Origin of the sequence: Pseudorhodoplanes sp. (assembly GCA_032027085.1) — a bacterium.
GTDB lineage: Bacteria > Pseudomonadota > Alphaproteobacteria > Rhizobiales > Xanthobacteraceae > Pseudorhodoplanes.
This window is the reverse complement of sequence record JAVSMS010000001.1, coordinates 444,589-470,948: the sequence shown is the minus strand read 5'-3', so window position 1 is coordinate 470,948 and position 26,360 is coordinate 444,589. Positions and strand designations below refer to the sequence as shown.

26 protein-coding genes and 1 pseudogene are annotated in these 26,360 nt (G+C 61.5%); 15 read left to right on the top strand and 12 right to left on the bottom strand.

Translation table 11 applies throughout. The annotated features are described in order from the left end of the window. Nucleotides 1–12: 12 nt before the first annotated feature. Nucleotides 13–654 (bottom strand): pyridoxamine 5'-phosphate oxidase, encoded by a 642-nt coding sequence (gene pdxH / locus RO009_02300; protein ID MDT3683858.1) that lies wholly within the window; start codon nt 652–654, stop codon nt 13–15. 15 nt (nt 655–669) lie between these two features. Between pdxH and RO009_02295 the strand changes: the two genes are divergently transcribed. Further along, entirely contained in the window at nt 670–1,179 is a 510-nt protein-coding gene (locus RO009_02295; GenBank protein ID MDT3683857.1) for an RT0821/Lpp0805 family surface protein, read from the top strand. Nucleotides 1,180–1,274: 95 nt separating this feature from the next. After that, nucleotides 1,275–2,246 carry a DnaJ C-terminal domain-containing protein gene (locus tag RO009_02290; protein MDT3683856.1) on the top strand — a complete coding sequence of 324 codons (972 nt, stop codon included), beginning with the start codon at nt 1,275–1,277 and terminating at the stop codon, nt 2,244–2,246. Nucleotides 2,247–2,429: 183 nt separating this feature from the next. Here RO009_02290 and RO009_02285 read toward each other — a convergent pair whose 3' ends face one another. Both RO009_02285 and RO009_02280 read right to left on the bottom strand, forming a co-directional pair. Then, complete coding sequence (locus RO009_02285; GenBank protein ID MDT3683855.1) at nt 2,430–3,227, bottom strand: anti-sigma factor; 798 nt, start codon at nt 3,225–3,227, stop codon at nt 2,430–2,432. Nucleotides 3,228–3,273: 46 nt separating this feature from the next. Then, nucleotides 3,274–3,753 (bottom strand): annotated as a pseudogene (locus RO009_02280) (sigma-70 family RNA polymerase sigma factor). A gap of 183 nt (nt 3,754–3,936) precedes the next feature. Here RO009_02280 and fabI point away from each other — a divergent pair. The 3 genes from fabI (at nt 3,937) to RO009_02265 (ending at nt 5,262) form a co-directional block, all read left to right on the top strand. Then, nucleotides 3,937–4,749, top strand: a complete 813-nt coding sequence (fabI, locus tag RO009_02275) for an enoyl-ACP reductase FabI (protein MDT3683854.1) — start codon at nt 3,937–3,939, stop codon at nt 4,747–4,749. Nucleotides 4,750–4,814: 65 nt separating this feature from the next. Further along, nucleotides 4,815–4,943, top strand: a complete 129-nt coding sequence (locus tag RO009_02270; GenBank protein MDT3683853.1) for a hypothetical protein — start codon at nt 4,815–4,817, stop codon at nt 4,941–4,943. A 103-nt stretch (nt 4,944–5,046) separates the two neighbouring features. After that, entirely contained in the window at nt 5,047–5,262 is a 216-nt protein-coding gene (locus RO009_02265) for a hypothetical protein (protein ID MDT3683852.1), read from the top strand. A gap of 88 nt (nt 5,263–5,350) precedes the next feature. Here RO009_02265 and RO009_02260 read toward each other — a convergent pair whose 3' ends face one another. Then, complete coding sequence (locus RO009_02260) at nt 5,351–5,659, bottom strand: hypothetical protein (protein ID MDT3683851.1); 309 nt, start codon at nt 5,657–5,659, stop codon at nt 5,351–5,353. A gap of 379 nt (nt 5,660–6,038) precedes the next feature. Between RO009_02260 and aroC the strand changes: the two genes are divergently transcribed. The 3 genes from aroC to RO009_02245 all read left to right on the top strand — a co-directional run bounded on the left by aroC (nt 6,039) and on the right by RO009_02245 (nt 9,164). Then, nucleotides 6,039–7,163 (top strand): chorismate synthase, encoded by a 1,125-nt coding sequence (gene aroC / locus RO009_02255; GenBank protein MDT3683850.1) that lies wholly within the window; start codon nt 6,039–6,041, stop codon nt 7,161–7,163. Between the two features lie 9 nt (nt 7,164–7,172). After that, a complete protein-coding gene (ribB, locus tag RO009_02250; protein MDT3683849.1) occupies nt 7,173–8,264 on the top strand; it encodes a 3,4-dihydroxy-2-butanone-4-phosphate synthase in 1,092 nt (363 codons plus the stop codon). A gap of 150 nt (nt 8,265–8,414) precedes the next feature. After that, the gene (locus tag RO009_02245) at nt 8,415–9,164 is read left to right on the top strand and encodes a DUF1194 domain-containing protein (protein MDT3683848.1); all 750 of its coding nucleotides are present in this window, start codon (nt 8,415–8,417) and stop codon (nt 9,162–9,164) included. A gap of 130 nt (nt 9,165–9,294) precedes the next feature. Here the strand turns inward: RO009_02245 and RO009_02240 are convergent, their stop codons facing one another. Both RO009_02240 and RO009_02235 read right to left on the bottom strand, forming a co-directional pair. After that, the gene (locus tag RO009_02240; GenBank protein MDT3683847.1) at nt 9,295–10,533 is read right to left on the bottom strand and encodes a class I SAM-dependent RNA methyltransferase; all 1,239 of its coding nucleotides are present in this window, start codon (nt 10,531–10,533) and stop codon (nt 9,295–9,297) included. A gap of 7 nt (nt 10,534–10,540) precedes the next feature. Beyond that, on the bottom strand, nt 10,541–11,962 hold the full coding sequence (locus RO009_02235) for an MATE family efflux transporter (protein MDT3683846.1): 1,422 nt from the start codon (nt 11,960–11,962) through the stop codon (nt 10,541–10,543). Between the two features lie 181 nt (nt 11,963–12,143). Here RO009_02235 and RO009_02230 point away from each other — a divergent pair, with 181 nt between their 5' ends. Next, the gene (locus RO009_02230) at nt 12,144–12,614 is read left to right on the top strand and encodes a hypothetical protein (GenBank protein ID MDT3683845.1); all 471 of its coding nucleotides are present in this window, start codon (nt 12,144–12,146) and stop codon (nt 12,612–12,614) included. A gap of 1 nt (nt 12,615) precedes the next feature. Here RO009_02230 and dxs read toward each other — a convergent pair whose 3' ends face one another. Next, entirely contained in the window at nt 12,616–14,529 is a 1,914-nt protein-coding gene (gene dxs / locus RO009_02225; GenBank protein MDT3683844.1) for a 1-deoxy-D-xylulose-5-phosphate synthase, read from the bottom strand. Between the two features lie 198 nt (nt 14,530–14,727). On the opposite strand from dxs, the gene RO009_02220 reads away from it, so the two are divergent. Both RO009_02220 and RO009_02215 read left to right on the top strand, forming a co-directional pair. Next, on the top strand, nt 14,728–16,542 hold the full coding sequence (locus RO009_02220) for an ABC transporter ATP-binding protein/permease (GenBank protein ID MDT3683843.1): 1,815 nt from the start codon (nt 14,728–14,730) through the stop codon (nt 16,540–16,542). Nucleotides 16,543–16,573: 31 nt separating this feature from the next. Further along, on the top strand, nt 16,574–17,146 hold the full coding sequence (locus RO009_02215; protein ID MDT3683842.1) for a hypothetical protein: 573 nt from the start codon (nt 16,574–16,576) through the stop codon (nt 17,144–17,146). A gap of 201 nt (nt 17,147–17,347) precedes the next feature. Here RO009_02215 and RO009_02210 read toward each other — a convergent pair whose 3' ends face one another. The 4 genes from RO009_02210 to RO009_02195 form a co-directional block, all read right to left on the bottom strand. Then, a complete protein-coding gene (locus RO009_02210) occupies nt 17,348–17,596 on the bottom strand; it encodes an exodeoxyribonuclease VII small subunit (GenBank protein MDT3683841.1) in 249 nt (82 codons plus the stop codon). Nucleotides 17,597–17,641: 45 nt separating this feature from the next. Next, entirely contained in the window at nt 17,642–18,571 is a 930-nt protein-coding gene (locus RO009_02205; protein MDT3683840.1) for a histone deacetylase family protein, read from the bottom strand. A 51-nt stretch (nt 18,572–18,622) separates the two neighbouring features. Continuing rightward, nucleotides 18,623–19,525: an NAD(P)-dependent oxidoreductase gene (locus RO009_02200; protein ID MDT3683839.1), complete on the bottom strand. Its 903-nt coding sequence runs from the start codon at nt 19,523–19,525 to the stop codon at nt 18,623–18,625. A 538-nt stretch (nt 19,526–20,063) separates the two neighbouring features. Further along, a complete protein-coding gene (locus RO009_02195) occupies nt 20,064–22,205 on the bottom strand; it encodes a GNAT family N-acetyltransferase (GenBank protein ID MDT3683838.1) in 2,142 nt (713 codons plus the stop codon). Between the two features lie 174 nt (nt 22,206–22,379). Here RO009_02195 and RO009_02190 point away from each other — a divergent pair, with 174 nt between their 5' ends. Continuing rightward, nucleotides 22,380–23,309: an IS1595 family transposase gene (locus RO009_02190; GenBank protein MDT3683837.1), complete on the top strand. Its 930-nt coding sequence runs from the start codon at nt 22,380–22,382 to the stop codon at nt 23,307–23,309. Here RO009_02190 and RO009_02185 read toward each other — a convergent pair. Further along, the gene (locus tag RO009_02185; GenBank protein ID MDT3683836.1) at nt 23,306–23,545 is read right to left on the bottom strand and encodes a hypothetical protein; all 240 of its coding nucleotides are present in this window, start codon (nt 23,543–23,545) and stop codon (nt 23,306–23,308) included. The genes RO009_02190 and RO009_02185 overlap by 4 nt on opposite strands. Here RO009_02185 and RO009_02180 point away from each other — a divergent pair. From RO009_02180 to RO009_02170, 3 genes are all read left to right on the top strand, one after another. Next, nucleotides 23,544–23,831 carry a hypothetical protein gene (locus tag RO009_02180; protein ID MDT3683835.1) on the top strand — a complete coding sequence of 96 codons (288 nt, stop codon included), beginning with the start codon at nt 23,544–23,546 and terminating at the stop codon, nt 23,829–23,831. The two genes, RO009_02185 and RO009_02180, sit on opposite strands and share 2 nt — an antisense overlap. Before the next feature lie 177 nt (nt 23,832–24,008). Beyond that, nucleotides 24,009–24,776 carry a hypothetical protein gene (locus tag RO009_02175; protein ID MDT3683834.1) on the top strand — a complete coding sequence of 256 codons (768 nt, stop codon included), beginning with the start codon at nt 24,009–24,011 and terminating at the stop codon, nt 24,774–24,776. A gap of 579 nt (nt 24,777–25,355) precedes the next feature. Then, nucleotides 25,356–26,309, top strand: a complete 954-nt coding sequence (locus tag RO009_02170; protein ID MDT3683833.1) for a ring-cleaving dioxygenase — start codon at nt 25,356–25,358, stop codon at nt 26,307–26,309. Nucleotides 26,310–26,360: the final 51 nt, after the last annotated feature.

Here is a 26,360-nt window from a genome sequence, read left to right as displayed (position 1 = left end):
CACTCTAGCAGATCACGGATAGAGCCGTGTTTTGGTCCAGGCTTCGCCCGCGTGCCCACGCCGGAATTCGATGCGATCGTGCAGCCGGAAAGGCCGGTCGTGCCAGAATTCGAATGTCAGAGGTACAATGCGAAAGCCGGACCAGTTGGGCGGACGTGGAATCGCGCCGACGGGATATTTCGCGGTGTATGACGCCACCGCCTTTTCAAAGGCGAGGCGGCTTTCCAGCGGCGCCGATTGCTTGCTGGCCCAGGCGCCAATCTGCGAGAGGCGCGGCCGGGTGGCGAAATAGGCGTCGGCTTCTTCCGGCGTGACGCTTTCGACCGGGCCGCGGACGCGCACCTGCCGGCTCAGCGATTTCCAGTGAAACATCAGGGCGGCTTTTGGATGTGCCGCCAGCTCGCGACCCTTGCGGCTGTCGAGGTTGGTGTAGAAGACAAAGCCCCGGGCGTCGAAGCCCTTCATCAGCAGCATCCGGACATTCGGCAGTCCATCGTCGTCCACGGTCGCCAGCGACATGGCCGTCGGATCATTGGGCTCGGATGCGGTGGCCTCTTCCAGCCACGCCGCGAACAGCCGGAACGGCTCCTCGCTGTCCGTGAAATCACCACTCTTTAACCAAGTGGGGTGTTCTATGGAGTCTGTGTCTGTCATTCCGCGGGGCACCGAGTGACCGGCTCTGACGAAAAATATCTGGTCCGGCTTGACCGTTATAGTGGATGGGGCAGGGCGCGCCTATGGCGCAACTGCCTGCCTGTTGCGGCGTTTCTGGCAGGTTTGTCGGCTGCGGGATGCAGCACGAGCTATCAGCTTGGGTCCTTGACCGATGACAAGGCCAGAACGGCCCAGGCCAGTGTCGCCTCCGACGACACCACGGGCACCGTCGCCACCGCCATGCCCCCCGAAACCGACCTGGTCTTCGCGCGGGCCGCCGCCAGCGAAGTTCTGGGCCGCGGCGGCAAGGATTCAAGTACGGCCTGGGAAAACCCGCAGACCGGGGCGCGCGGGACGGTGACGCCGATTGCGAGCGCCTATAACCAGGACGGCCGCATGTGCCGCGATTTCCTCGCCAGCTACGTGCATGGCGGCTCGGAATCGTGGCTGCAGGGCGAGGCCTGCCGGGCGGGCCGGTCCGGCAAATGGGAAGTCCGCAAGCTGGCGCCCTGGAAGCGCTCCTGACACTGCCGCGGCCTGCGTTGCGGAACCGGGGCGATGTCACCACATTTAGGCCAACAGACCGGCCGTTTCGGCCCTTTCGTGAACGGAGTGTGTGAATGCGCGACCCCTACGAGGTTCTGGGGGTGGCGAAGGGGGCAAGTGCGGGCAACATCAAGTCCGCCTTCCGCAAGCTTGCGAAGAAGTATCACCCCGACGCCAACAAGGACGATCCCAAGGCCGCGGCGCGATTCGCCGAGCTGAATTCGGCCTATGAAATCCTTGGCGACGACAAGAAGCGCCGTGCTTTCGACGCCGGGGAGATCGATGCCGAAGGCAAGCCGCGCTATGCCGGCTTCGAGGGCGTGCACCCGGGCGCCGGCTTCGGTCAGGATGGACATTTCGAAAGCTTCACCTGGGGGCCGCAAGGCTTTCACCGCACAGGCCGAGGCTCCGGTTCTGGTGGGTTCAGCGGCTTCGAAGACATTCTTCGGGGCATGATGGGTGGCCGCGCCGGCGCAGCCCGCGGCGGCGCGCGTTTTGAGCCCGAGGAATTCGAGGCCGCTCCCTCCGGCCATGACGTGCAGGTCTCGATCACGGTCGCGCTCAGCGATCTGGCGCATGGCGGTTCGCGTCGCGTGCGCCTGCCGACCGGAAAAGAAGTCGACATCAAGATTCCGCTCGGGCTGACCGACGGCCAGCAGATTCGTCTCAAGGGTCAGGGATTCACCGGACCGGGCGGCGCGGGCGACGCGCTGATCACGGTCAATGTCGCCAAGCATCCGTTTTTCGAGCGCGACGGCGCCGATCTGCGGCTCGATCTGCCGGTGACTTTGTATGAGGCGGTGCTCGGCGGAAAGGTGCGGGTGCCGACGCTCGACGGCGCGGTCGAATTGTCGATTCCCGCCGGAACCAACAGCGGCCGCGTATTCCGCCTGAAAGGAAAGGGGCTGCCGGCCAAAGACGGCAAGGGCGATCTTTACGCCGCCATCCGCATCATGCTGCCTGACGGCAAGGACGAAGAGCTGGATGATCTGATGCGCAAATGGCGCGAGGGCAAGCCCTATGATCCGAGGAAGGATCTCGGTTAAGAAAGAACGTGAGGCTTAAATGACTTGTCATGGCCGGGCTTGTCCCGGCCATTCACGTCTCTGGTTTCGAAAACGCGCAAGGACATGGATGCCCGCGACGGAGTTTACACTCCGGCCGGCCTTCGGCCGGACCGGGGAACGCAGACATGACGAACCTGTGGTTTGCCGGCGGGGAATAGCTGTTTACGATCCCCGCCGCACCATCATCGGCTCCGCCGTCGTTCGCTTGCTGGGCGGGGCGCGGTTTTCCAGTTGCTCGTAGACCGATTTTGCGAGGCCCTTGAGCCGCGACTTCTCTGCCGGTCCGCTGAGCACCCAGCCATAATCGCCTTCCACCCAGTGCACGGCGGCGAAGTTGTCGGCAGCGGTGTAACGCAAGCCGGTCGGCGGTTCTTTCAAATGCGCGCAATAGAGCGTCACGCGCTCGCCCGATCCGCTTTCATACATGAACAGAGCTGCCGGTCCGGTGGCGCTCGGCAGCAGCCGTCCGCCAAGCAGACGGAAATCGAACGCCGTCAGATCGGGTGCGCGCAATTGCGTGCCGACCCGGCGCGACAGCCACGGCAGCAGATGATTTTCGGTGGCGCCGACTTCGATCGGATGACGCACTTCGCCGATATAGAGTTGATGAGCGGCCAGTGCCTCGCTGGTAAAGGTCTGGAATGCATCGGGCGCCGCGGCAGATGCGCCGCGCGCCATCCAGCCTGCAACACCTCCGATGATGAAGGCGGCGACGGTCGCGGCAGCCGCGGCCGCGCGCCAACGCCGCCCATTGCGCAGCAACTGGTCCAGTTTCAGCCTTGCGGGGATCGCCTCGTCGGCTGCGGCGCCATAGCGCGCCCGGATCATTTCGGCTTGCGCCCGCCATGCGCCGACGAGATTGGCGTCATCAGGGTGACTGGCCAGCCACGCCTCAACAGCGCCGCGACGGTCGGCCGGCAATTCGCCATCGATATAGGCGTGCAGCTCGTCCTCGGTCACGGGGGTAGGGCKSTCWKWYAYMYWTCWWSMTSKRTMWWWKMRMSMGGCGCAGCGCCGGGCGCTCACCGTCGAGATAGGCTTTCACTTGCGCGCGCGCGCGCGCCAGACGCGACATCACGGTTCCGATCGGCACGCCCTGCACCTCTGCAACCTCGCGGTAGGACAAGCCTTCCAGCGTGACCAGCAGCAACGCCTGACGCTGATCGTCGACCAGTAGGGCCAGTGCCCTTTCGATGTCACGGCCTCCGGCTTCGGGTCCTGAGGAATCCGCTGCGTCATCGTCCTCAAGCTGTGCCGTGGTGGGCCTGCGCGCCAGCGACCGCAGCCGGTTGCGGTTCAGGTTGGTCAGGATCGTAAACAGCCAGGCGCGCACGTCGCCGCCGTGAAACAGATGCTCCGACCGTAGCGCCCGCACCAGGGTATCCTGGACGAGATCGTCCGCAGTTTCCGCCTCTCGCGTGAGCGCGCGTCCATAGCGGCGTAACGCCGGAATACAGGCTTCGATGCTTTGCCGAAACGTGCTCATTGTCAGGGTCCCTTGGCTGCACCTGAAGCAACCCTAGACCTAAAACACCGCCGCTGCATTTGCTATTCCATCGAAGGAGTTAGGCCGGATTTGCGGTTGCCGCAGCGGCCTTGAAGGCCCAAAAACGCTATGCCACAAGAGGCGCGCCGGCGGGGCGCCCGGAGCAATTGTTAAGGAGCGGCGATGGCGGATGGTTCGGAGCTGATGCGCGGAAAGCGCGGCCTGATCATGGGAGTCGCCAATAACCGTTCCATCGCCTGGGGCATCGCCCGGGCCTGCCGCGCGCATGGCGCGGATCTCGCTTTCACCTACCAGGGCGACGCGCTCAAGAAGCGGGTGGAGCCGCTCGCCGAGGAGGTGGACGGGATCATCGTCGGCCATTGCGATGTATCAGAACCGGCCACCATCGACGCCGCCTTCGCCGCGGTGCAGTCGGCCTGGGGGGCGCTTGATTTTGTCGTTCACGCCATCGCCTTTTCCGACAAGGATCAACTCGACGGCCGTTACGTCGACACGACCGAAGACAACTTCACCAAGACGATGCAGATTTCCTGCTATTCGTTCACGGCGATCGCTCAGCGCGCCGAGAAGCTGATGACCAATGGCGGGTCGATGCTGACGCTGACCTATTACGGCGCCGAGAAGTGGATGCCGCATTACAACGTCATGGGGGTCGCCAAGGCCGCGCTGGAAGCATCCGTGCGTTATCTCGCCGCCGATCTCGGCGTGAAGAATATCCGCGTCAACGCCATCTCCGCCGGGCCGATCAAGACGCTTGCGGCATCGGGCATTGGCGATTTCCGCTACATCTTGAAATGGAATGAATACAACACGCCGATGCGCCGCAACGTCGGCCTTGACGAAGTGGGCGATGCGGCGGTGTATTTCCTGTCCGATCTCTCGCGCGGCGTCACCGGCGAGATTCAGCATGTCGATTGCGGCTATCACATCGTCGGCATCAAGCATCCCGATGCGCCGGATATGTCCGTGAAATAGCGGCTTTGCTTTCGCTCAGTTCGACCGTCGGGCAAAATCGCGCACGGGAGCGAAAGAGGATAGCAATGCGACGAACAATCATTTTCCTGTTGGGGTTTCTCGCTGGCGGCGCATGCGTTGCACTGGTCGGCCCGGCCTATACGCAGAGCGCAACCAGCAAGGCGCCGCTTTTCGTCAACATGACCCCCGGGTGATTCCTGGCGGCTGGATGGGTCTGCATTTCGCGCACGCCACACTGAAGATGGGCCATCCTGTCACGGTATTTCTCAATCTGGACGGGGTGAAGCTGGCCAGCAAGTGGGTGAGCTGAAAAAGAAGGCGTCGATGCAGCGTATTCCGCGCGACATCATTGCGGATTTTATCAAGGATGGCGGCATCGTTCTGATGTGCGGACCTTGCATGAAGGAATTCGGCCTCAAGATCCACGATGTTGTTCCCGGCGTTCAGATGGGTGCGCGCGGCGTGACGCAAGGCTTCATCTTCGCAGAGAAAGCGCGGACCCTGACCTGGTAAAAAGGAAAACGGCCGGACCCTGAGTCCGGCCGTTTCCATGTGAGCGAAAACGATCCGGTAGAGGATGACGTTCTCGCCTGCCAAAAGATTACTTCTTCTCGGCCTTGCCCTTCGGCTTCGCCTTCTTCTTGGCGGCGGCCGACATGTCGGAGATGGTCAGCTCGGCCTTTTTCTTCTTGGTCGCCTTCTTCTTGGTCGACTTCTTCTTGGCGGCGGACATGTCGGAGATGGTCAGCTCGGCCTTTTTCTTCTTCGTCGCCTTCTTCTTCGTCGCCTTCTTGGCGGCGGACATGTCCTCGATCTTCAGGACGCCGGTGGCCGCAGGAACCGACAGGGCCGGCAGACTGGTCGCTGCCAGGAAGCCGAGAGCGGCCAGGATCGCGATGGATTTGCGCATGTGTGTGTCCTCATTGGGTCGGCAGATATCGGACGGAAGCGCCGGCGCAGATTTGCGTCCTTTGCCCCCGCCCTTTGCCGCTTCAATTGGTCGCAGAATCCGATCGCGGCTGCAAATGATATTTTGAAAAAAGCTGTTTAAGTTCAGTAACTTAATAGACGTTCAGGTTCCCATTAACTTTCGTTCACATCGCTGTCCGCGCATTCATCGTGCGTGAACGCCACCGCAGTATTTTGGCGCGAATCCGCGACGCGGATGCATCGAGGCATCAGCCGCAATTTCCACCCGGATCGTTTCCGGCAATCTAATCGCGCCCAATCGGCTCACATTTGACCGGCCAGAAGGCGCGGGCTACCACACCGCCGACAGATCAAACGCCATGTCCTTCAATACCTTCGGCCATATGTTCCGGGTGACGACCTTCGGCGAAAGCCACGGGCCGGCGCTCGGCTGCGTGGTGGACGGCTGTCCGCCACGCATTCCGCTGACGGCCGCCGACATTCAACTGCATCTCGATCGCCGCAAGCCCGGCCAGTCACGCTTTACGACCCAGCGGCGCGAGCCCGACACCGTTCGCATCCTGTCGGGTGTCTTCGGCGACGAGAGGACCGGCGGCGACGTGACGACAGGCACGCCGATTGCGCTCCTGATCGATAATGTCGACCAGCGCTCGAAGGATTATTCAGAGATCAGGGACAAGTACCGTCCCGGTCACGCCGATTATACCTATGACGTCAAATATGGCTTGCGCGATTACCGCGGCGGCGGACGCTCGTCCGCGCGGGAGACGGCGGCGCGGGTCGCTGCCGGCGCCATCGCGCGCAAGCTCGTGCCGGGCGTTTCAGTTCGCGGCGCGCTGGTGCAGATCGGTCCGCACACGATCAACCGCGACAACTGGGACTGGAACGAGATCGACCGCAATCCCTTCTTCTGCCCGGATGCCAAGGCGGCCGAAAGATTTGGCGATTATCTCGACGGGGTCCGCAAGGCGGGATCGTCCATCGGCGCAGTGATCGAGATCATTGCTGAAGGCGTGCCGCCCGGTCTTGGCGCGCCGGTTTACGGCAAACTCGATGCCGAACTGGCGTCGGCGCTGATGAGCATCAATGCCGTGAAGGGCGTTGAAATCGGCGACGGCTTTGCGGCCGCGACTCTTTCCGGTGAAGAGAATGCCGACGAGATGCGGATGGGCAATGACGGCAAGCCGCGCTTTCTCTCCAATCACGCGGGTGGCATCCTGGGTGGCATCTCGACCGGACAACCCTTGGTCGCGCGTTTTGCGGTGAAGCCGACCTCCTCGATCCTCAACCCGCGGCAGACCGTTGACCGGTTCGGCCGGGAGACAGATATCGTCACCACTGGCCGGCACGATCCATGCGTCGGCATCCGCGCCGTTCCGATCGGCGAGGCGATGGTGGCATGCGTGATCGCCGATCATTATCTGCGTCATCGGGCGCAGACGGGCGAAGGGGCCGTATGGCCTTTCCCCCCGCAGAACACATAGGCATTGAGAGTGACGAATATCCATCAGCGTGTTCAGGCCGCCGTGGCGGCATTCGCCCGCGGCGAGGTTGTCGTTGTGACTGACGACGACGATCGCGAGAATGAAGGTGATCTGTTCGTCGCCGCCACGCTCTGCACGCCGGAGAAGATGGGTTTCATCATCCGCCACACCTCCGGCATCGTCTGCGCGCCGCTGGACGCGGACCTCGCAAAGAAATTGCATCTCGACCCGATGGTGCCGCATAACGATGCGCCGCTCGGCACGGCCTTCACCGTCTCGGTCGACGTCCGCCACGGCCTGACCACCGGCATCTCGGCGGAAGAGCGCACCAATACCGTGCGCGCACTGGCGAACGGCAATAGCGGCGCTTCCGATTTCGTGCGCCCCGGACATGTCTTCCCTCTGGTTGCGAAAGAGGGCGGTGTGCTGATGCGCTCCGGCCATACCGAAGCCTGCGTTGATCTGTGCCGGCTCGCGGAATTGCCCTCGGTCGGAGTGCTGGCCGAATTGATAAATGATGACGGCAGCGTCATGCGGGGCGAACAGGTCGCCGCCTTCGCAAAGCAGCATAAACTGCAACAGCTCTCGATCGCGGACCTGATCGCCTATCGGCAGGCGCGCGACAAGCTGGTCGAGCGTGTCGGCGAATTTCCGGTCTCATCGCGGATCGGGCCGCTCAAGGGCTACGCCTATCTCACCCCGTTCGATCCGCAGCATCACATTGCCTTCGTCTATGGCAGCATCGATGACGGCAAGGATGTGTTGGTGCGGCTGCATCGCGCCGACATCATCGGCGATGTTTTTGGCGGCGCGAAAACGGTCAATGCCGTGCTGGATCGTTTCAAGTCCGAAGGGCGGGGGGTCATCGTCTATCTGCGCGACGGCACCGCCGGCGTGCCGATCACGGCGATTCCGAAAGGCGGCGATACCGGCTCGGAAGCCGCCCGTATCCGGCAATGGCGCGAAATCGGGCTGGGAGCGCAGATTTTGAAGGACCTCGGCATCACTTCCATCCGCCTGCTGACCTCCAAGAAGATGACCTATGTCGGTCTCGGCGGCTTCGGCATCGAGATCACCGCGACCGAGGCGGTCGAGTCCTAAACGAGGCTTTCGCTCCGGCGGGCAAAGTGGCAGCATTGTAGAGTGAGTCCCGCACCGGAGGCGGCGATGATCCGGCGTGCTTCCCCTGTCGTGGTGACGTTGGTCGCATGCGCGGTCGCGCTGATCGCGTGGCGCAGTTTTGCGGCGCCCATGCCGCGCGGTGCCGAGCCCGGACCGGTGCCGGTCGATGTCGAGCTCGTGCTGGCGGTCGACATTTCCTATTCCATGGACCCGGACGAACTGGCTTTGCAGCGCGATGGGTATGCCAAGGCGCTGACCTCGCGCGAATTCATGCAGGCATTGCGGCAGGGCATCAACGGACGGGTGGCGGTCATTTATTTTGAATGGGCCGGCGCCTCTGAGCAAAAGATCGTCGTGCCTTGGCGACTGATCGACGGACCGGAAGCCGCGGACTCGGTCGCTAATGAAATTCTGCAGGCGCCGATCCGGCGCGCGGCCCGCACCTCGATTTCAGGCGCGCTACTGTTCGGGATGACGCTGTTCGAGATGAGCGGCTTTCGCGGTCTCCGGCGGGTGATCGACGTCTCCGGCGACGGCGCCAACAATCACGGGCAGCTTGTCACCTTAGCGCGCGACGAGGTGCTGTCGAAAGGCATCACCATCAACGGCCTGCCGATTTTGCTCAAGCGTCCGAGCTACACCACCATGGATATCGAACTCCTCGACGAGTATTACGAGGACTGCGTGATCGGCGGGCCGGGCGCCTTCATGGTGCCGGTGCGCGACCGCAACAAGTTCGTCGAGGCGATCCGCACCAAGCTGGTGCTGGAGATCGCCGGCCGCGTCCCGGAGGCGCGTGTCATCCCCGCATCAGCTAAAACGCCGCGGGTGTCCTGCACGATCGGCGAACGCATCTGGCAGGAGCGGTGGGGGAATTAAATCTCTCCGCCGCGAAGTCCAGCGACCCCGTAGCCGACTTGTGCACTTAAGAACCGATCTCGGGTAAAATCGAGATCGGGCGCGGGCGATGACAAGAGTTGTGACCATTTCATTGCGGCTTGTGATGCGACTACCGTGAGAACCGCGCCACGATTTCCACATGCGCAGTGTATTTGAACTGGTCGACCGGCGTCACGCGATCCAGACGATAGCCGCCATCCGCCAGAATTTTCGCATCGCGCGCGCAGGTCGCCGCGTTGCAGGACACCGCGATCACGACCGGCACTTTGCTTTTTGCGATCTCGCGCGCCTGCGCTTCGGCGCCCTGACGCGGTGGATCAAAGACGACAGCATCAAACTTGTTGAGTTCCGGCGCCGACAATGGGCGGCGGAACAGGTCGCGCGCCAGAGTGTCGACCGGCTTCAGCCCGGGCGTTGCCGAGGCCGCACGCTTCAAGGCATCCACCGCGTTCGCATCGGTGTCGCAGGCGGTCACACGCGCGCGCTCCGCCAGCCGCAAGGCAAACGGGCCGACGCCGCAGAACAGATCGGCGATGGTCCTCGCTTTCCCGGCATGCTCCAGAGCCAACCCGGCAAGCGTCTCTTCGCCCTTCGCCGTCGCCTGCAGAAATGCACCGGCCGGAAGAACAAGCTGCGCGCGCCCCATCGTGATGACGGGCGGCGCGATCTGCGTCACCAGTTCGCCGTGGCGGGTGATGCGGGCGATCCGGCCGGTTGCGGCGACGCGCGCGAGCGCCGCCGTGTGTTGCGTATCAAGCGGCCCGGATCCGCGGACGTCGATGTCGAGGCCGTTCTGCGTTCCCGTGATCTGAATGTCGAGCGGCTTGCCGTGCGGCTTGAGTACGTCGGCGATTTTCCAGGCGGCCTCTATCGCGCCTTCCATCTCGGGCGACAACACCGGACAGCGGTCGATCGCGACGATGGTATGCGCCCTCAGCGTGGCGAAGCCGACCTCGATGATGTCCTTCGTTCCGCGGCGCGCATGAAAGACGGCGCGCCGGCGGCCGGCGCCATGCGCATCGATCAGATCGTCAACCTTGGCATTGAGTCCCGCGTGATGGAGCGCCGTGGCCACAAGATCGTGCTTCCAGGTCCGATAGGGCTCTTCGCGCCAATGCTGGGTTGCGCAACCGCCGCAGATTGCAAAGTGAGGGCAGAAAGGCGCGATGCGTTCCGGGGAGGGCGTTTCAATGCGCAGCAGATGCCGGCGGTCCGGATGACCGGGCACGGCTTCGGCGTCAACGATGTCACCCGGCAGCGTGTAGGGGACAAAGACCGGGCCTGACGCCGTATCCGCGACGCCGTCGCCGCGATGGCCGACCCGCTCGATCGCCAGCCTTTCCACCATTGTTCCGTCATTCCGTGGACGACAAGGCGGGAAGATAACCGCGCTTGGTCAAGACGTGAAACCGCCAGACCAGCAGCAGCGCGTAAACCGCGATGCCGATCGACAGCCCGATCCAGATTCCGACCGCGCCGAGCCCCATCGGAAAGCCCAGGCGATAGGAGGCGGAAAAGCCGATCGCCCAGAAGCAGATGGCCGAGAAGACCAACGGAACGCGGGTGTCATTGAGGCCGCGCAGGGCGCCGGCCCCGATGGATTGCACACCATCGGCGATAAAGAAGGTCGCGCCGACGACCAGAAGCACCGCCGCGAGCTCAAGCGTTGCGCGCGCATTGGCCGTGCTGCTGCCGAGGAAGGCGAGCGGGATGTAGTCGCGCGCGATGATGATGACGATCGTCATCGCCGCCATGAAGATCGCGCCGAGCGCAATGGCGGTGAAACCGGAGCGACGGGTCGCTCTGGCATCGCGGCGGCCGACTGCGTGTCCGACGCGCACGGTTGCGGCCATTGAAATCCCGAACGGCACCATGAACAGGATTGAGGCGACGGTGAGCGCGATCTGATGCGCGGCAAGCGCGGTGGTGCTGATCCAGCCCATCATCAAGGCGGCGGTTGCGAACAACCCGTATTCGAGCATGAAAGTGCCGGAGATCGGCGTGCCGATGGCAAAGAGCTTGCCGAAAAGCGGCCAATCGGAGCGCCAGAAATTGCCGAGCACGCGATATTTCCTGAACGGATGGCAGGCATAGGCGACCCAGATGCAGGCCGCGCACATGCCGACATTCACGATCGTGGTCGCGAGCCCCGCGCCCAGCAAATCGAGTTTCGGGAATCCGAGGGCGCCGTAGATCAGGGCGTAAGCCAGGAATGCGTTGACCGGAATGGCGGCGAGCATGATCCACAATGCCGGCTGCGGCCGGTTGACGGCACCCATGAAGCTGCGCAGGGCGATGAACCACCAGCCCGGCACGAGGCTCCAGGCCAGGCCTTGCAGGTAGCGTTCGGCGAGGGTGGCAGCGTCCTCGGCCTGTCCGAGTGCGATCAGTATCTCCCTGCCATAGAGCTGCATGACGCTGAGCGGGACGCCGAGCATCACCGCCGCCCACAATCCGACCCGCAGCGAACGGCGCACCAGGCGCGGATTGCGGCTGCCGAAGGCCTGCGCCGCGAGCGGCGCCACCGCCGAGACCACGCCCATCCCGAGCACGAAGGCTGCAAACAAGACGGTGTGCGCCAGCGCCGAAGCGGCGACCACGCGCTCGCCCAGGCGCCCGAGCAAGGCGAGATCCGTCGTCATCATCGCGATCTGGCCAAGCTGCGTCAGCGCAATCGGCGCCGCGAGTCTGACCGTTTCGGCGGTCTCCTCGCGCCACGAAATGCCTTGCGCCGGCGCGCCGCGTCCGGCGGATATGCATGTCTCCTGTACGGTCATGAGGTGCGCAACATAGTCTGGAATGCGCCGAAGGAAAGCGCACATTTGAGATGGCTGGATCACCGGAATCGATGGACCCCGCCGAAGAATGACCAAAGTGTGACGGCAGCGCGCATTGATCGCCGTGTTCGTTCTGAGTATTCGGAAAGGGGCGAATCAACGGAAACGGGGGAGCGGCATCGTGCACAAAGTTGTCGGAACGATTGCGGCTATGATGCTGTTCAGCCTCGCGCCGGCGCTGGCGTCGCCGAGCGCGGACGAAAGGACATGGTCGCTCGGCGGCGACGAGCGCGATCCCTATCTCGCTTTCGGAAATCAGGAGATGGGCGAAACAACCGTCATCCTGATCTGCAACAACCGCAAGAAAACTGCGGAACTCAGCGTCAACGACGCCAGCAAGGGTGCGAAGGCGGGGCAACCGGTCACGATCGAATTGGTCGCCGGCGCGAACAAGGCCTCATTCACCGGCAAGACCGTGCGTTCGGCCGGCATCTATGGCTATGCGCGCAAGATCGATTTTCAGACCGTGGCCGCAATGTTTCGCGCGCCCGGGACCGTGACCCTGACGATGGGCGACAACCGTTACATGCTGCACGACAAGGGCCGCGCCAAGGCGGTCGGCGCGTTGATCGGCGTCTGCAAGCTGAAATAGCTCACGCGAGCTTGACGGTTTCCTCGGCCATGTCCTTGCCGAGGGCCTCGAACACCTTGGCGGTGATGCCCTTGGCGTCGAGGCCGGCCTTGGCATACATCGCCGCCGGCGAATCCTGATCGATGAAGATGTCCGGCAGGACCATCGCGCGGAACTTGAGCCCGGTATCGAGCGCACCGTTCTCCGCCAGCGTTTGCATCACATGGGAGCCGAAGCCGCCGATCGAGCCTTCCTCGATGGTGACCAGCACTTCGTGTTCGCGCGCCAGCCGCAGGACCAGGTCGGTATCCAGGGGCTTGGCGAAACGCGCATCGGCGAGCGTCGTTGAAAGTCCGAATCCGGCGAGCGCATCCGCCGCCTTCAGGCATTCGCCCAGCCGGGCGCCGAAATTCAACAGCGCCACCTTCGTGCCTTCGCGCAGGATGCGGCCCTTGCCGATCTCGAGCGGCCGGCCTTCGTCGGGCATCTCGACGCCGAGGCCTTCGCCGCGCGGAAAGCGGACGGCGGAAGGTCGGTCGTCGATGGCCGCCGCGGTCGCGACCATGTGCACCAATTCGGATTCATCCCCCGCTGCCATGACGACAAAACCCGGCAGACAGCCGAGATAGGCGACGTCAAAGGAGCCCGCATGCGTCGGCCCGTCGGCGCCGACGAGACCGGCGCGATCAATGGCAAAACGCACCGGCAAGGATTGGATGGCGACGTCATGCACCACCTGGTCATAACCTCGCTGCAGGAAGGTCGAATAGATCGCGGCGAACGGCTTGAAGCCTTCGGCGGCGAGACCGGCGGCGAAGGTCACCGCATGCTGCTCGGCAATGCCGACGTCGAAGCAGCGTTTGGGGAATTCCTTTTCGAACAGGTCGAGGCCGGTGCCCGACGGCATCGCGGCGGTGACGGCGACGATCTTGTTGTCCTTGCGGGCTTGCTTGATCAGCGCGTCGGCGAACACCTTGGTATAGACCGGCGCATTCGATTTCGACTTGGCCTGCGCGCCGGTCGCGACGTCGAACTTGACGACGCCGTGATACTTGTCAGCGGAGATTTCCGCCGGCCCGTAACCCTTGCCTTTCTGGGTGACGACGTGGAGCAGGATCGGCCCGCTTTCGGCGTCGCGGACATTCTTCAGCACCGGCAACAGGTGATCGAAATTGTGTCCGTCGATCGGCCCGACATAATAAAAGCCGAGCTCTTCGAACAGCGTGCCGCCGGTCATCATGCCGCGCGCATATTCCTCCGCGCGCATGGCGCGCTCCTCGAAGAATTTCGGCAGGCGGTGCGCGAGCTGTTTTCCGATTTCGCGGAGGCTGCGATAGGTGCGGCCGGAAAGGAGCCGCGCGAGATAGGCCGACATCGCGCCGACCGGCGGAGCGATCGACATGTCGTTGTCGTTCAGGATCACGATCAGCCGCGAATTCATCGCGCCGGCATTGTTCATGGCCTCATAGGCCATGCCGGCCGACATCGCGCCGTCGCCGATGACGGCGATGACGTTGTTGGTCTTGCCGGCGAGATCGCGCGCTACCGCCATGCCGAGACCGGCCGAGATCGAGGTCGAGGAGTGCGCTGCACCAAAAGGGTCGTAGTCGCTCTCGCTGCGCTTGGTGAAGCCCGACAGGCCGCCGCCCTGGCGCAGGGTGCGGATGCGATCGCGCCGTCCGGTCAGGATTTTGTGCGGATAGGCCTGGTGTCCCACATCCCAGATCAGGCGGTCGCGGGGGGTATCGAAGACATAATGAAGCGCCGTCGTCAGTTCCACGACGCCGAGGCCCGCCCCCAGATGTCCGCCGGTGACGGCCACGGCATCGATGGTTTCCCGGCGCAATTCGGCCGCGACCTGCGGCAGGTCGCTTTCGGGCAGGCGCCGAAGGTCGTCCGGCACGCGAATCTGGTCGAGCAGTGGGGTCTGGGTCACCGGCTTGGTCACTCACGTCTCCGCTAGGCTTGGCGGGGAAGGAACCCAAATCACGGGCCCCAGACCGAGCCTTACACCAGACATATTATAAAGTGCAATTTGCATGGTCGGGCGGCCAGCCTCCGGCCCCGTCCAAAATCGCCCGGCCAGGCAGGCGAATGGCGGCCTGCATGCTAGGGTGACCGGGCGATTGGTCGCATGAGCGCGGATTATCCAGCGCGCGGCATGACCGGCCGCCCACCCACCACGGCCTTTCTGGCGGGACAAAGGATCATGACGCGCGTTGTTCTGGCTCTCCGTACCTTTCTGGCCCTGTCATTGCCCTATTTCCGCTCCGAAGACCGCTGGCGCGCCAGCCTCCTGCTCGCCGCGGTGGTCGCCGCCGAGCTCGGCCTCGTCTATGTCGCGGTCTCCTTCGCCAACTGGAATGCGCGCTTTTTCAATGCGCTCGAGGCCCGCAACTGGGACGCCTTCACCAGCGAATTGCTGGTGTTCTGCCTCATTGTGCTGGGCGCGGTGGTCGCCGGCGCCAGCCAGTATTATTTCGGCCAGACCCTGCAGATCCGCTGGCGGCGCTGGCTGACGGCGAATTATGTCTCGTCCTGGATGGCCGACGGGCGGCATTACCGCGTGCGTTTCGTGGCGCCCAATGTCGACAACATCCATCTGCGCATCGCCAATGACGTCTATCTGTTCATCCAGCGCACGCATGAACTCGGCACCGGCCTGCTCGGCAGCGTGGTGGCGCTCGCCTCCTTCGCCTACATCTTGTGGCATCTGTCGCTGACAACGCCGTTGCCGCTGTTCGGCACCAATCTGGCGTTTCCCGGCTATCTGATCGTGGCGGCCCTGGTCTACGCCGCGATCGGAACGCTGATCGCGCATTGGATCGGCTGGCGGCTCATTCCGCTCAATTTCAACCAGCAGCGCTACGAATCCGACTTCCGCTTCGCCATTGTCCGCGCCGCCGATCATTCCGAACAGGTCGCGCTGATGAAGGGCGAGCCGGTCGAGCGCGAGGAATTGCAGAACCGCTTCGGCAATCTGGTGCGCAACTGGACCGCGCTGGTCGCACGGCAGACGCGCCTGGTCGGATTTATCGGCGGCTACGCGCAGGCATCGAATGTCGTGCCGATCCTGATCGTGAGCCCGGCCTATCTGACCGCGGCCATCCCGCTCGGCACCATGGTGCAGGCGGCCTTCGCCTTTCAGCGGGTCGAGGGCGCCTTCGCCTTCTGCATCAGCGCCTACAGCAAGCTCGCGGAATGGAAGGCGATCATGGATCGCCTGTCGCAGTTCGAGGATGCGATGGTGGCGGTCGATGCGCATCGCGCGCATGGCGTGGGCACGATCACGGTGACGCCGTGCAGGCAGCGCGATCTCGAGGTGAAGGATCTGGAGGCAAGGCTGCCGGATGGTCCGTCGATTGCGGATCTGCCGGCCTTGAAAATAGGTCCCGGCGAGCGCGTGATGATTTCCGGCGCGTCCGGCTCCGGAAAATCGAGCCTGTTCCGCGCGCTCAGCGGATTGTGGCCAACCGGCAGCGGATGCGTCGATCTGCCGGATAACGGCAATGTGCTGGTCATGCCGCAGCGGCCTTATTTTCCGCTCGGGACGCTGCGGCAGGCGATCGCCTATCCGCTGCCCGCCGAGGAGGTGGCCGATGCAGCGCTGCGTGATGTCTTGAACGCGGTGGGGCTCGAGCATCTCCTTCAGCGGCTCAACGAGGAGGCTGACTGGAGCGTCTTGCTGTCCGGCGGCGAGCAGCAGAGGGTCGCCTTTGCGCGCGCGCTGCTGCGCAAGCCGGCGGTGCTGATGTTCGATGAGCCGGTCTCGACACTCTCCGACGCATCAGGCCATGATCTTTACCGGATGCTGATTTCGCGGTTGCCGGACACCATCATCATCACCATTGACCGGCGCGAGGTCCTGCGCGATCTGCACGGCCGGGTGATCGAGATGAAGTGTGCGGACGCACCTGTTGCGCGGCATTTGTCGGCGGTGCCGGCATAGGTTACGAAACGGATCAACTGAGAGGAACGCCATGCTGAAGATGAACTACTGGACCGACAAGTGGGATCTGCACGAGGATGTCTGTCCCTGCGACGTGCATTTCAACGAATGGGTTAAAAGCGAGGGCCACAGGAACAAGGTCATCTACCATTTCGGCACCGGCACGCATCACGTCGTCGGCATCGAGCAGGCGCGCAACGGCTCCGGCAATGCGGTGATCTCGATCACCGCCTCGATTGAGGAATATCAGGCCTATATCAAGCTGGTGACCGAGAATTCCGGCGTCGCCAAGAAATACATCGCCTATTTCGGCGACATCTATCTGACCAATCCGAGGCTGCTGCCGGATTTCGACATCGTGACCATGGTCCACTTGTGCGAATTTTTCTTCCCGAACACCGCTTCGCCTGAATATGGCGGCATGACCGACCGGCAGGTGCTCGACCTGTTCACCGACAAGACCAGGTCCGGCGGCTATCTCGTCTTCTACAAGAATTCGATGGGCGCCGACGAGACGCAGAAAATCCTGCCGGTCTGGGAGAAGGAGAAGCCGGTGGAGAAAGCCGGCGAGTTCAAGACGCTGATCATCTACAGGAAGAAGTAGACATCTCTCTGTGCGTCATCATGGCCGGGCATGGCCGTCGAAGACGGCGTCGTTGACGCCTATGTGCCGGCCATCCACGCCTTGATATGCGGCAATGCCGCAGGACGTGGATGCCAGCGCAACTCGCATTCATCCAAGTGGCTCGCTTGCTGCCGCAAATCGGGTAACGCAACATGCGCGGCCATGACGCGCGAGCGCGCGTCACTTCACATCCAGCGGCGCGGTGCCTTTCGGCTTGCCGGAGGCGTCGACCGTGATTTTCTCGACCCGCGCCTCGGCGGCTTTCAGCAAGTCCTCGCAGCGCTGCTTCAGCGCCTCGCCGCGCTCATAGATCGCGACCGATTCCTCCAGCGGGACCTTGCCTTCCTCGAGCCGCTTGATGATCGTCTCCAGTTCCTCGATCGCGCGCTCGAAGGGCATTTTCTGGATGTCGGTATTGTTCTCGGCCATTTCGTTCTCGTGTGATTCCCGGTCGGGGAGTGTAGCGCGCAAGGATCAGCCGCGCATCAGTGCCATCACATGGGCGGCGGCGGAGCGGGCGAGGCCTTCCAGATCATAGCCGCCCTCCAGCACCGAGACCACGCGCCCCCCGGCGGTCCTGTCGGCGACCTCCATGATCCTGCGTGTCGCCCAGCCGAAATCCTCTTCCAGGAAGTTCAGGCTGGCCAGAGGGTCGCGTGCATGCGCGTCGAAGCCGGCGGAAATGATCACGATGTCCGGCCCGAAATTCTGCAATCTCGGCAGGATGACGGTCTCCATCGCTTCGCGGAACTGCGAACCTCCGTCCCCGGCGCTGAGCGGCGCATTGACGATGTTGTCGTATTCGCCGCGCTCCGATTTTGCGCCGGTGCCGGGGTAAAGCGGCATCTGGTGGGTGGAGCAATACATCACGCTGTCGTCGCCCCAGAAGATCTCCTGCGAGCCGTTGCCGTGATGCACGTCGAAATCCACGATCGCGGCGCGGCCGGCGCCGTGCTTGCGCTGGGCATGGCGGACGGCGATGGCGGCCTGATTGAAAATGCAGAAGCCCATGGGACGGACCGTCTCGGCGTGATGGCCGGGCGGGCGCATGGCGACAAACGCGTTGCTGGCCTTTTTCTCGATCACTTCATCGACCGCCATGGCCGCGCCGCCGACGGCGCGCAAGGCGGCCTCGAAACTGCCGGGCGACATTGTCGTGTCGCCGTCGAGCGCGATCATGCCTTCGCGCGGCGCGACATCGCGGATCTGCTCGACATAGGCCATCGGGTGACAGAGCGCGACGAGATCAAGCGAGGCGAGCGGCGCCTGTTCGCGCATGAGCGCGGAGAATTTCTCCTCTTCCAGCGCACGGTCGATCGCGCGCAGCCGATCCGGCCGCTCCGGGTGTCCGGGCGGGGTGGCGTGATTGAGGCTGGACGGGTGGGTAATCAGGAGAGTCGACATGAAACCGCCAGTTCAGGCGCAGGATGGATGGAAGCTGCGCGTTGTCCTCCTTTACCCCTTCAGTCGCGGTGCCGGAAGCTCCCAGCGGTCGCTTTTTGTTTCGACCGCGACGCCGGGCGGGGGCGGCGGCGAATCGGGAACAAAGAAATCCGGCGCCAGCGGCTGCCCCGCATCGACACGGTATTTTTCGAAATCGGTGACGCCTTCGGAGGCAAGAAACGAATCGTCGATCAGGAACTGCCCGGTGAAGCTGTTCGCCGGCTTGTTGAAGACGGCATAGGCGGCGTCGGCCAGGATCTCCGGCTTGCGCGACATGCGCATCACCGCGTCGCCGCCGAGCAGGTTCTTGATCGCGCTGGTGGCGATGGTGGTGCGCGGCCACAGCGCGTTCACGGCGATGCCTTTGGGCCGCAACTCGCCGGCAAGGCCGAGCACGACAAGGCTCATCCCGAATTTGGCGATCGAATAGGCGGTGTGCGGCGCGAACCACTTTTCCTGCATGTCGAGCGGCGGCGAGAGCATCAGGATGTGCGGGTTCGACGCTTTCGCGAGGTGCGGGATGGCGTATTTCGACACCATGAAGGTGCCGCGCGCATTCACCTGCTGCATGCGGTCGTAGCGGCGCATCTCCGTCTGTTCGACCGGCGTGAGCTGGATGGCGCTGGCATTGTTCACCACGATGTCAATGCCGCCGAAGGTTTCGGCGGCTTTCGCGATGGCGCTTTTCACGTCCTCTTCCTCGCGCACGTCGACGACGAGCGGCAGCGCGCGGCCGCCGGCCTGTTCGATCTCCTGCGCGGCGGTGTGGATCGTGCCCGGCAGTTTCGGATGCGGGGTGTCGGTCTTCGCCGCGATGGCGATATTGGCGCCGTCGCGCGCGGCGCGCAGCGCAATGGCGAGCCCGATGCCGCGCGAGGCGCCGGTGATGAAGAGGGTCTTGTTCTTGAGGGACATGGGGGCCTCGTTGTTACCTGTCCCACCTTAGCGCCATTCCGGGGGCCGGGCGACGCCCGCGCGCCCGCAATCCTATACTTCCGGCGGTTTCGTGTTCTAGCTCGCTACGCTTGTGGATTTACGGGAATAAAGGCGCATTTGCGCTGCGGCGCCGTTAAGGCGGCAAAAAAATTGTGGCGGTTGAAAGCCTGTTACCAGTTTGCGCATTCTTTCTAGTGAAAGTGGGCGATTGAGAACCCTAATATCTGTCAGCACTAGTGCGTGTGCGGTGTGACAACCATCAAAGTAGTTGTCGAATTCAGTTCTTGAGATTCCTGTCCGCTTTCCAAAATTTCGCCAGACTTCATTCGTTGGGCCGGTTACAATTCGTTCTATGCATGCGGAACCCTTTATCTCTGCAACAGGTGCGGTCGCATAGATCCAAGCCTTTGTGCCTGGTTCAACGTGTGGCCGACGTCTCCTGAGTTCAATCGTCTTGTTGCCTTGGAGCACTTGCTCTGCGTGCCTAGGCTTTAAGGAAATCAGTATGTCCGCGCTGTCAGTCATCAGGAAATCCTGAGCTTACAATTTCTTCTAGCTGTTCTGCCGATATCGGGGTCGCGGAAACGAAATTGGACCCATCGGCGCAACCGATCTCGCGGAGTCTTCGCAACGGCACTGGATTACGGAGCGCCATAAGATTGTCAAAGCTGGTCGCCAGTACCCGGTCCGACTTTGTCAGTGTGCTCGGGTCATCAACCACTGCCGCTCTTTGCATAATTTCAGGGACACTTTCCGCTGGGACACTAGTTACGTCGACAATTCGACCTATTGCAACGATGGCGCCACGACCTTTACCTTTCATGGACTCGTAAAAGCAAATCACACCACCGCGAATCATAGCATGAGCGGCTCTTACAGTATTGAAGTAAGTGCGTCTGCTTAAGAACTGCGCCTCGGGTACATCAAGAAATGTGTACTGCGTGTCGGTGCCTAACAGTAAGCTGGCATAGCTAGCAGCAATGGGCACAATTACAGCAGCACGCTTAGGCAGGGCTAGAACTGTCGGCGAAAGCAATGTCTCAAGCTCGAATATTGGAAGTAAGGACCTAGTTCCTCCATCGGAGGTTATTTCTGCGGTCGCCGTATCGTATGTGGGGCACTTTTCCTGCAATTTGAGGCCCGTTAGGCGTTCAACTGCCAATCGCGTTTGGGTCCAGGATTTTTTGGTGGCTGGCCTGCCAATTGCAATTTTGGTGAGTAGCGACGGAGTCCCTTTCCGCTGTTGAAAGCCGTGGCTGAGCGCAATTCGCCGAGTAATAGGGTGGTGGGGGATGTCGTAAAAATCAACTCTGAACACGCTTGCTTTTGAGCAACTTCGAATTTGTTCTGAGATCAAGAAGTCGACTGCCGTCGAAGAGAAAGCATGTTCTTGGCGTACACAGACGAAAGATCGGGATGCCGATTCGATCGCGCGCGCCGTAAGCAGTAGACCAACGCCAATTATTCCGTCTTCATCGCTAAGGCAAATGCGCTCGCAAGCCGAAACTGTCGAGCCTTGAAGGTATGATTTCAGATTTTCGCTTTCTTCCTCCAAAAAGGCCTCAATTTTCTCAACGGCCGGGTTATCTACCCGAAAATGTCTTGTGGCGATTTTTACGTCAGAGGGCGAACTAGTTGGAAGATCCAGCAGTTCTGCGAACTCGGACAGTCCGATGATGTCCATTCCAAACGCTGACATCAAGGCGTCGCGAGCGGAAAGCACTCTCGAATCGCTCGTGATGTAACCGGCCGCTCCCGCTGCTATCGCATGACACAGATGCAGTACATCGGATTTGTCGTTTGGGCCTAATGTACGTTGTCGGGTTCGTTCAGGAAATACCGCAGCGGAAACGTCGGGAATAAGACTTTCGATAATCGTTTTGTCTTGAGGTGGCAGGTTTGGAATCTGCTTCGCGAGCGATAAGGTAGGATCGTTGGTCCTATCGTACGATTTTCTTTCGAGTTCTCGAATGAACTCGTCACTTGCCGCGATTCTGATATGTTGCCGTAGGGCGGCGCCAAATAAGACTCCAGCATCATGCGAGCGAGGGCGATCTCTTATCACGTCGAAAAATACATTGAGGTCGATTGCGTACAGGGATGCATCCTGCGATCGCTTGTTTACCGAATGTAAAGTTACGAGCTTGGGTTGCGGAGTTGCAGCCATTAAGGAGAGCAAACTGGCGGTCTCCAACTGCAACGTCCTTACGTTAATCGTACGGTTTCTGGTGGCGCCGCCGGCTTTCAAGCGCAATGTAGAAAAGCCGTTCTTTTCATAGAATTGATTTGCTGCTTGCAAATCTGAAGCCACGTTGGCGACGATGCTGAAATATCCTTCTGCCTCTCCTTGCGCTTTCAGCGCGCGCAGCAGAGTAGTGGCCTGACCGGTTCTTCGATACTTAGGTGAAATGCAAATCTGTCGCACTTTCAGCGTAGGAAAAATTCCACCGAAAAGGAGATGACCTGCATACTCGGCGGTTCCTGTTTGGCTGTCGGTAACAACGAGAAGTATTAGCTTTCGTTGTCGGGCGGCCTCCGCATAGGCTGGTTCTGGAAGGAAACCCAATGCATTACGCTCATTGTCAGCGTGCATTCTAATTGCGGGAAGAAAGGGCTCGATGTCCAGAAAGTCCCGCCGAAGAAGATATTGGTAGGCCATGAACATACTACCTCTAGTTGAGCATTCATGGGCGAAACCAAGCAAATTGGCAAGTCAGATCGCACAGTTCTGCCACTTCACGGGCTTGACTCTATTCCTAACTAGGACTATTCTCGCATTTATCACCTTGACAAAAGTGGCGGGAATTGGGATAAAGGAGTCAAGGAGATAGCCATGGCTGCCAACCTCACAAACCCGATCTTCACCGATGAAGCCGCCGCCCGTGCCCATCTGGAGGCCGTGCGCTGGCCGGATGGCCCGATCTGCCCGCACTGCGGCAATTCCCATCAGGAACGCATTGCACGGGTCGAGGGTGAGAAGCAGTCACACCGCGCTGGCCTGATCTATTGCAACGATTGCAAGGGCCAGTTCACCGTGACGGTCGGCACCGTGTTTGAACGCTCCAAGATTCCACTGTCAAAGTGGTGGCTGGCGATGCACCTGATGGCTGCCAGCAAGAAGGGCATGTCCGCTCACCAAATGAGCCGCATGCTCGGCATCAGCTACAAGTCCACATGGTTCATGATGCACCGCATTCGTGAAGCGATGCGTGACGGCCAACCCGGCCCGATGGGCGGCAAAGGCTCGGAAGTCCAAGCCGATGAAACCTACTACGGCAACACGTCAAAGCGCGCCAAGGGGTACAAGAAGGGCCTCAAGAATAAGTCCAGCGTTGTGGCTCTTGTCGAGCCGGAAGGCAATTGCCGCGCGTTTGTGGTGCAGAGTGCGACGGCTGACACTGTCCGCGACATTCTGGTCCGCAACGTTGATCGCAAGTCCGTTCTGGTCACCGATGAAAGCCGCCTCTACACCGAGGTTGGCTCAGAGTTCGGCGCGCATGAAACCGTGATCCACACCGGACGCGAATACGTCAACAAGCGCGGCTATTCGACCAACAACGTCGAGAATTTCTTCGGCATCTTCAAGAAGGGCATGGTCGGCACGTATCATTTCTGCGGTGAGCAACACTTGCAGCGTTATCTTGACGAATTTTCCTTCCGCTACACTCACCGCTCAGGCGTTGGCGTTGATGACGTTGCCCGCGCTCAGTTGATTGCCAAAGGCGCGGAAGGCAAGCGCCTCACCTATCGACGGCCTCATTAAGATTCGCTCGTTGAAACACAACGCAAAGCGTTTTTTGCGCTGGCGCGCCCGTAAAAGGGCGTCATCGTAGTCGGCACAAATTCATCAAATGAAACAACGCGAACGACTCCTTCGCGGTCGATGACACGCAGGTATCGCTGCCAACCGTCACCAACGGCCATTTTCTTCAATTCCGCCAGCGTATAAACTTTACCACAATTAGGGCAGCAGCCATCATAGGCGTCCGAGGGGGGCATGATGAAACACCTTGGTTCATTTTCCGGTACCGGCACCGTCACCGTTGGTGAGTTGAATGCCACGGTCGACTACGAGATAGTCGTTTTAGCGGGATTAGGAGGGATGAAGAGCGCTCAGGGCACGATGTCTGGCGACCCGAGAATTCTTCTCCAAATTTTTGATAATGATCAGGCTGATCTTCAATTGCAGACAGGCGAAACAATAAAAATCATGATCAGCAATTACGAGCCAATGGAGACAAAGGCTGGCTTCGTGGTTTCCGGCCCGATGCCAACTGGCATCTAGCGCGACCGCTTAGTCTTCCCAAGCTTCATCTCGCTATGCGGCTTCGGCGGGCTTGCCAGCATCTTCCGCATGATATCATCGCGCCGCTGATCTACCTGAGGGCCGGATTCCAGTTCGGTCTCCAGCTTTTCGCGTTTGCGCTTGTGAAGCGCGGGGGCTTTCTTCTTGGGGGCAGGCATGACCGGACCTGTTAGCAAGTTCAAAGGGGCAGAACTCAAACTACAGCGGGCCAAGCATCACATCGAGGATTTTGTTACCCAAGCCGAGGCTTTGTACAATCGCGAGGGACGCCGGCTCTCGACCCACGACGATGCTCATACCCGCCAACGCACCTTGATCGCTAAAATAAACACGGCCGTTCCCGATCATTTCCCTCTCATCATCGGCGATGCCGTTCACAATCTCCGATCCGCCCTCGATCACATGACTTGGGATATCCTGCGTCCCCATGGCCCGGTCCCTGACAAGGTCCAGTTTCCCTTTTGCAAAAGAGCGGAGGGTTTTGAATCGGTTCTCACAAACAGACAGATAAAGGTTGCCGGCGAAGAAATCGCCCAAAAATTCCGCGACCTGAAGCCTTACCCGGGAGGGAACGACATTCTTTATGGCCTGCATGTTCTTGATGTTACCGACAAGCACGAACTCATCGTACCCGTCTGGTCCAGACTCGCTATCGACCGTCTTGACATCAGCGATGTGGACCCGTCGGTGACCAACTTCATTATCGAGAACACCGCCTTCGACCTTCTCAAAGACAACCGCATAGCAATATGGCGCTACGACCCCGCCGTTCCGTGGCGAGACCCCGTAAATCCCAAGCAAATTGATGTCGCCATCCATATACTGTTTCGGAAGGATCAGCCCTTCGGCGGGCGCTTCGTCCCGACCGTCCTCCGGGAGATGGCCGTCGAGGTCGAGCGGATACTCGGGGTGTTTTCCAACTAGTTCCCTTGCCAGCAACATATTGATCCGACTCCACTTTTTGGCGAAGGAAATAGGAACGCGGTCACATTTTTTAAGGTGATAACTGCGACTATTCTCCTGCCATCCTGCTCCACGCAAGGGGCGTCTGATCAGCGTCATGAGATGCGGGGCAGGGTGCGGTGGCCGCGAAAGGGCGTGAGACGCACGCCCCGTCGCGGAGGCCCAAGCCGCGATGATCCGGCCCACCGGCCGTGGGTCACCAGCGGAGGATACCAAGACCAGCCGCCCGGCCATGCCGGTCCACGGTGTCTGTCCTCCGGGGTTGTCGCGGAGCAAGCCTCACACACCGCGCGCGGAACGCCGTCGTTTCCGGCTTTCCGTGGTGACTAAAAATCTCGTGTGGCCAACAACGGCTTGCTGCACGAGGCCGCGGGCAGGCTGAGAGCCCGGCGTTCCGCGCGCCCTTGCATCGGGCAAGGGAAAAGGGAACGGACGATGGAATGAAGGCGGACCCGGCGCCTCGCACAATCCGGGCGATGCCGCGCGTCTGCTCGCATTCGCGCGGTTCCATGCCCACATGGCGCAAAGGCCCACCCGGACATCGACATGCAACTCACCGGCATCCATCATCTTACCGCCGTCTCCGCCGACGCGCCGGGCAATCTGCGTTTCTACACGCAGGTCATGGGCATGCGGCTGATCAAGAAGACGGTGAATCAGGACGACGTATCGGCCTATCACTTCTTTTATGGCGACGGCCTCGCTTCGCCGGGCAGCGATCTGACCTTCTTCGATTTCAAGACGCGGCCGGAGCGGCGCGGCAACCACACGATTTCCAATACCGCCCTGCGCGTGAACGGCGAGACGAGTCTCTCGTGGTGGAAGCAGCGCTTCACCGAGCAGAAGGTGAGGGCGGGCGAGATTGTCGAGCGCGACGGGCGCAAGACTCTCGATTTCGAAGACCCCGAGGGGCAGCGTCTGAGCCTTGTCGATGACGGCGGGCATGGCGCAGCGCATCCCTGGGCGAAAAGCCCGGTGCCGGCCGAGCACCAGATCCGCGGCCTCGGTCCGATCACCATGACCATTCCCGATCTGACCAATACCGATGTCGTGCTGCGCGAGCTGATGCTCATGCGGCATGTGCGCGACTACATCCATCCCGAATCCGGGACCGACGTCGTGCATGTCTATGCGATGGGCGCGGGCGGCCCGGCGGCGGAATTGCACGTCGCGGTGCGGCCGGGTCTGGCGCCGGCATTGCCGGGCGCGGGCGGCGTGCATCACGTCGCCTTCCGCACGCCGAACGCCGATGAATACGACGCCTGGGCGGAGCGGCTGCGTGTCCTGCGCATTCCGAACAGCGGCAAGGTCGACCGCTTCTATTTCCAGTCGCTGTATTTCCGCGAGCCGAACGGCATCCTGTTCGAGATCGCAACCGACGGTCCGGGTTTTGCGACCGACGAGCCGATGGAAAGCCTGGGCGAGAAACTGGCGCTGCCGCCGTTCCTCGAACCGCGGCGGGCGGAGATCGAGGCGGGGCTGAAGCCGGTGTAGCGTCCACATGACCCTTCGATCGTCATGCCCGCGCTTGTCGCGGGCATCCCG

What these genes read in the sequence shown, in the direction of transcription:
- RO009_02210 (MDT3683841.1), bottom strand. Translation starts at nt 17,596, where the DNA reads ATGGCCGAGAACAATACCGACATCCAGAAAATGCCCTTCGAGCGCGCG.
- RO009_02180 (MDT3683835.1), top strand. Translation starts at nt 23,544, where the DNA reads ATGATGAAACACCTTGGTTCATTTTCCGGTACCGGCACCGTCACCGTT.
- RO009_02205 (MDT3683840.1), bottom strand. Translation starts at nt 18,571, where the DNA reads ATGTCGACTCTCCTGATTACCCACCCGTCCAGCCTCAATCACGCCACC.
- aroC (MDT3683850.1), top strand. Translation starts at nt 6,039, where the DNA reads ATGTCCTTCAATACCTTCGGCCATATGTTCCGGGTGACGACCTTCGGC.
- RO009_02240 (MDT3683847.1), bottom strand. Translation starts at nt 10,533, where the DNA reads ATGGTGGAAAGGCTGGCGATCGAGCGGGTCGGCCATCGCGGCGACGGC.
- RO009_02190 (MDT3683837.1), top strand. Translation starts at nt 22,380, where the DNA reads ATGGCTGCCAACCTCACAAACCCGATCTTCACCGATGAAGCCGCCGCC.
- RO009_02245 (MDT3683848.1), top strand. Translation starts at nt 8,415, where the DNA reads ATGCCGCGCGGTGCCGAGCCCGGACCGGTGCCGGTCGATGTCGAGCTC.
- RO009_02185 (MDT3683836.1), bottom strand. Translation starts at nt 23,545, where the DNA reads ATGCCCCCCTCGGACGCCTATGATGGCTGCTGCCCTAATTGTGGTAAA.
- RO009_02270 (MDT3683853.1), top strand. Translation starts at nt 4,815, where the DNA reads ATGCGACGAACAATCATTTTCCTGTTGGGGTTTCTCGCTGGCGGCGCA.
- RO009_02175 (MDT3683834.1), top strand. Translation starts at nt 24,009, where the DNA reads ATGACCGGACCTGTTAGCAAGTTCAAAGGGGCAGAACTCAAACTACAG.
- RO009_02220 (MDT3683843.1), top strand. Translation starts at nt 14,728, where the DNA reads ATGAGCGCGGATTATCCAGCGCGCGGCATGACCGGCCGCCCACCCACC.
- RO009_02200 (MDT3683839.1), bottom strand. Translation starts at nt 19,525, where the DNA reads ATGTCCCTCAAGAACAAGACCCTCTTCATCACCGGCGCCTCGCGCGGC.
- RO009_02290 (MDT3683856.1), top strand. Translation starts at nt 1,275, where the DNA reads ATGCGCGACCCCTACGAGGTTCTGGGGGTGGCGAAGGGGGCAAGTGCG.
- RO009_02215 (MDT3683842.1), top strand. Translation starts at nt 16,574, where the DNA reads ATGCTGAAGATGAACTACTGGACCGACAAGTGGGATCTGCACGAGGAT.
- pdxH (MDT3683858.1), bottom strand. Translation starts at nt 654, where the DNA reads ATGACAGACACAGACTCCATAGAACACCCCACTTGGTTAAAGAGTGGT.
- RO009_02235 (MDT3683846.1), bottom strand. Translation starts at nt 11,962, where the DNA reads ATGACCGTACAGGAGACATGCATATCCGCCGGACGCGGCGCGCCGGCG.
- fabI (MDT3683854.1), top strand. Translation starts at nt 3,937, where the DNA reads ATGGCGGATGGTTCGGAGCTGATGCGCGGAAAGCGCGGCCTGATCATG.
- RO009_02195 (MDT3683838.1), bottom strand. Translation starts at nt 22,205, where the DNA reads ATGGCCTACCAATATCTTCTTCGGCGGGACTTTCTGGACATCGAGCCC.
- RO009_02260 (MDT3683851.1), bottom strand. Translation starts at nt 5,659, where the DNA reads ATGCGCAAATCCATCGCGATCCTGGCCGCTCTCGGCTTCCTGGCAGCG.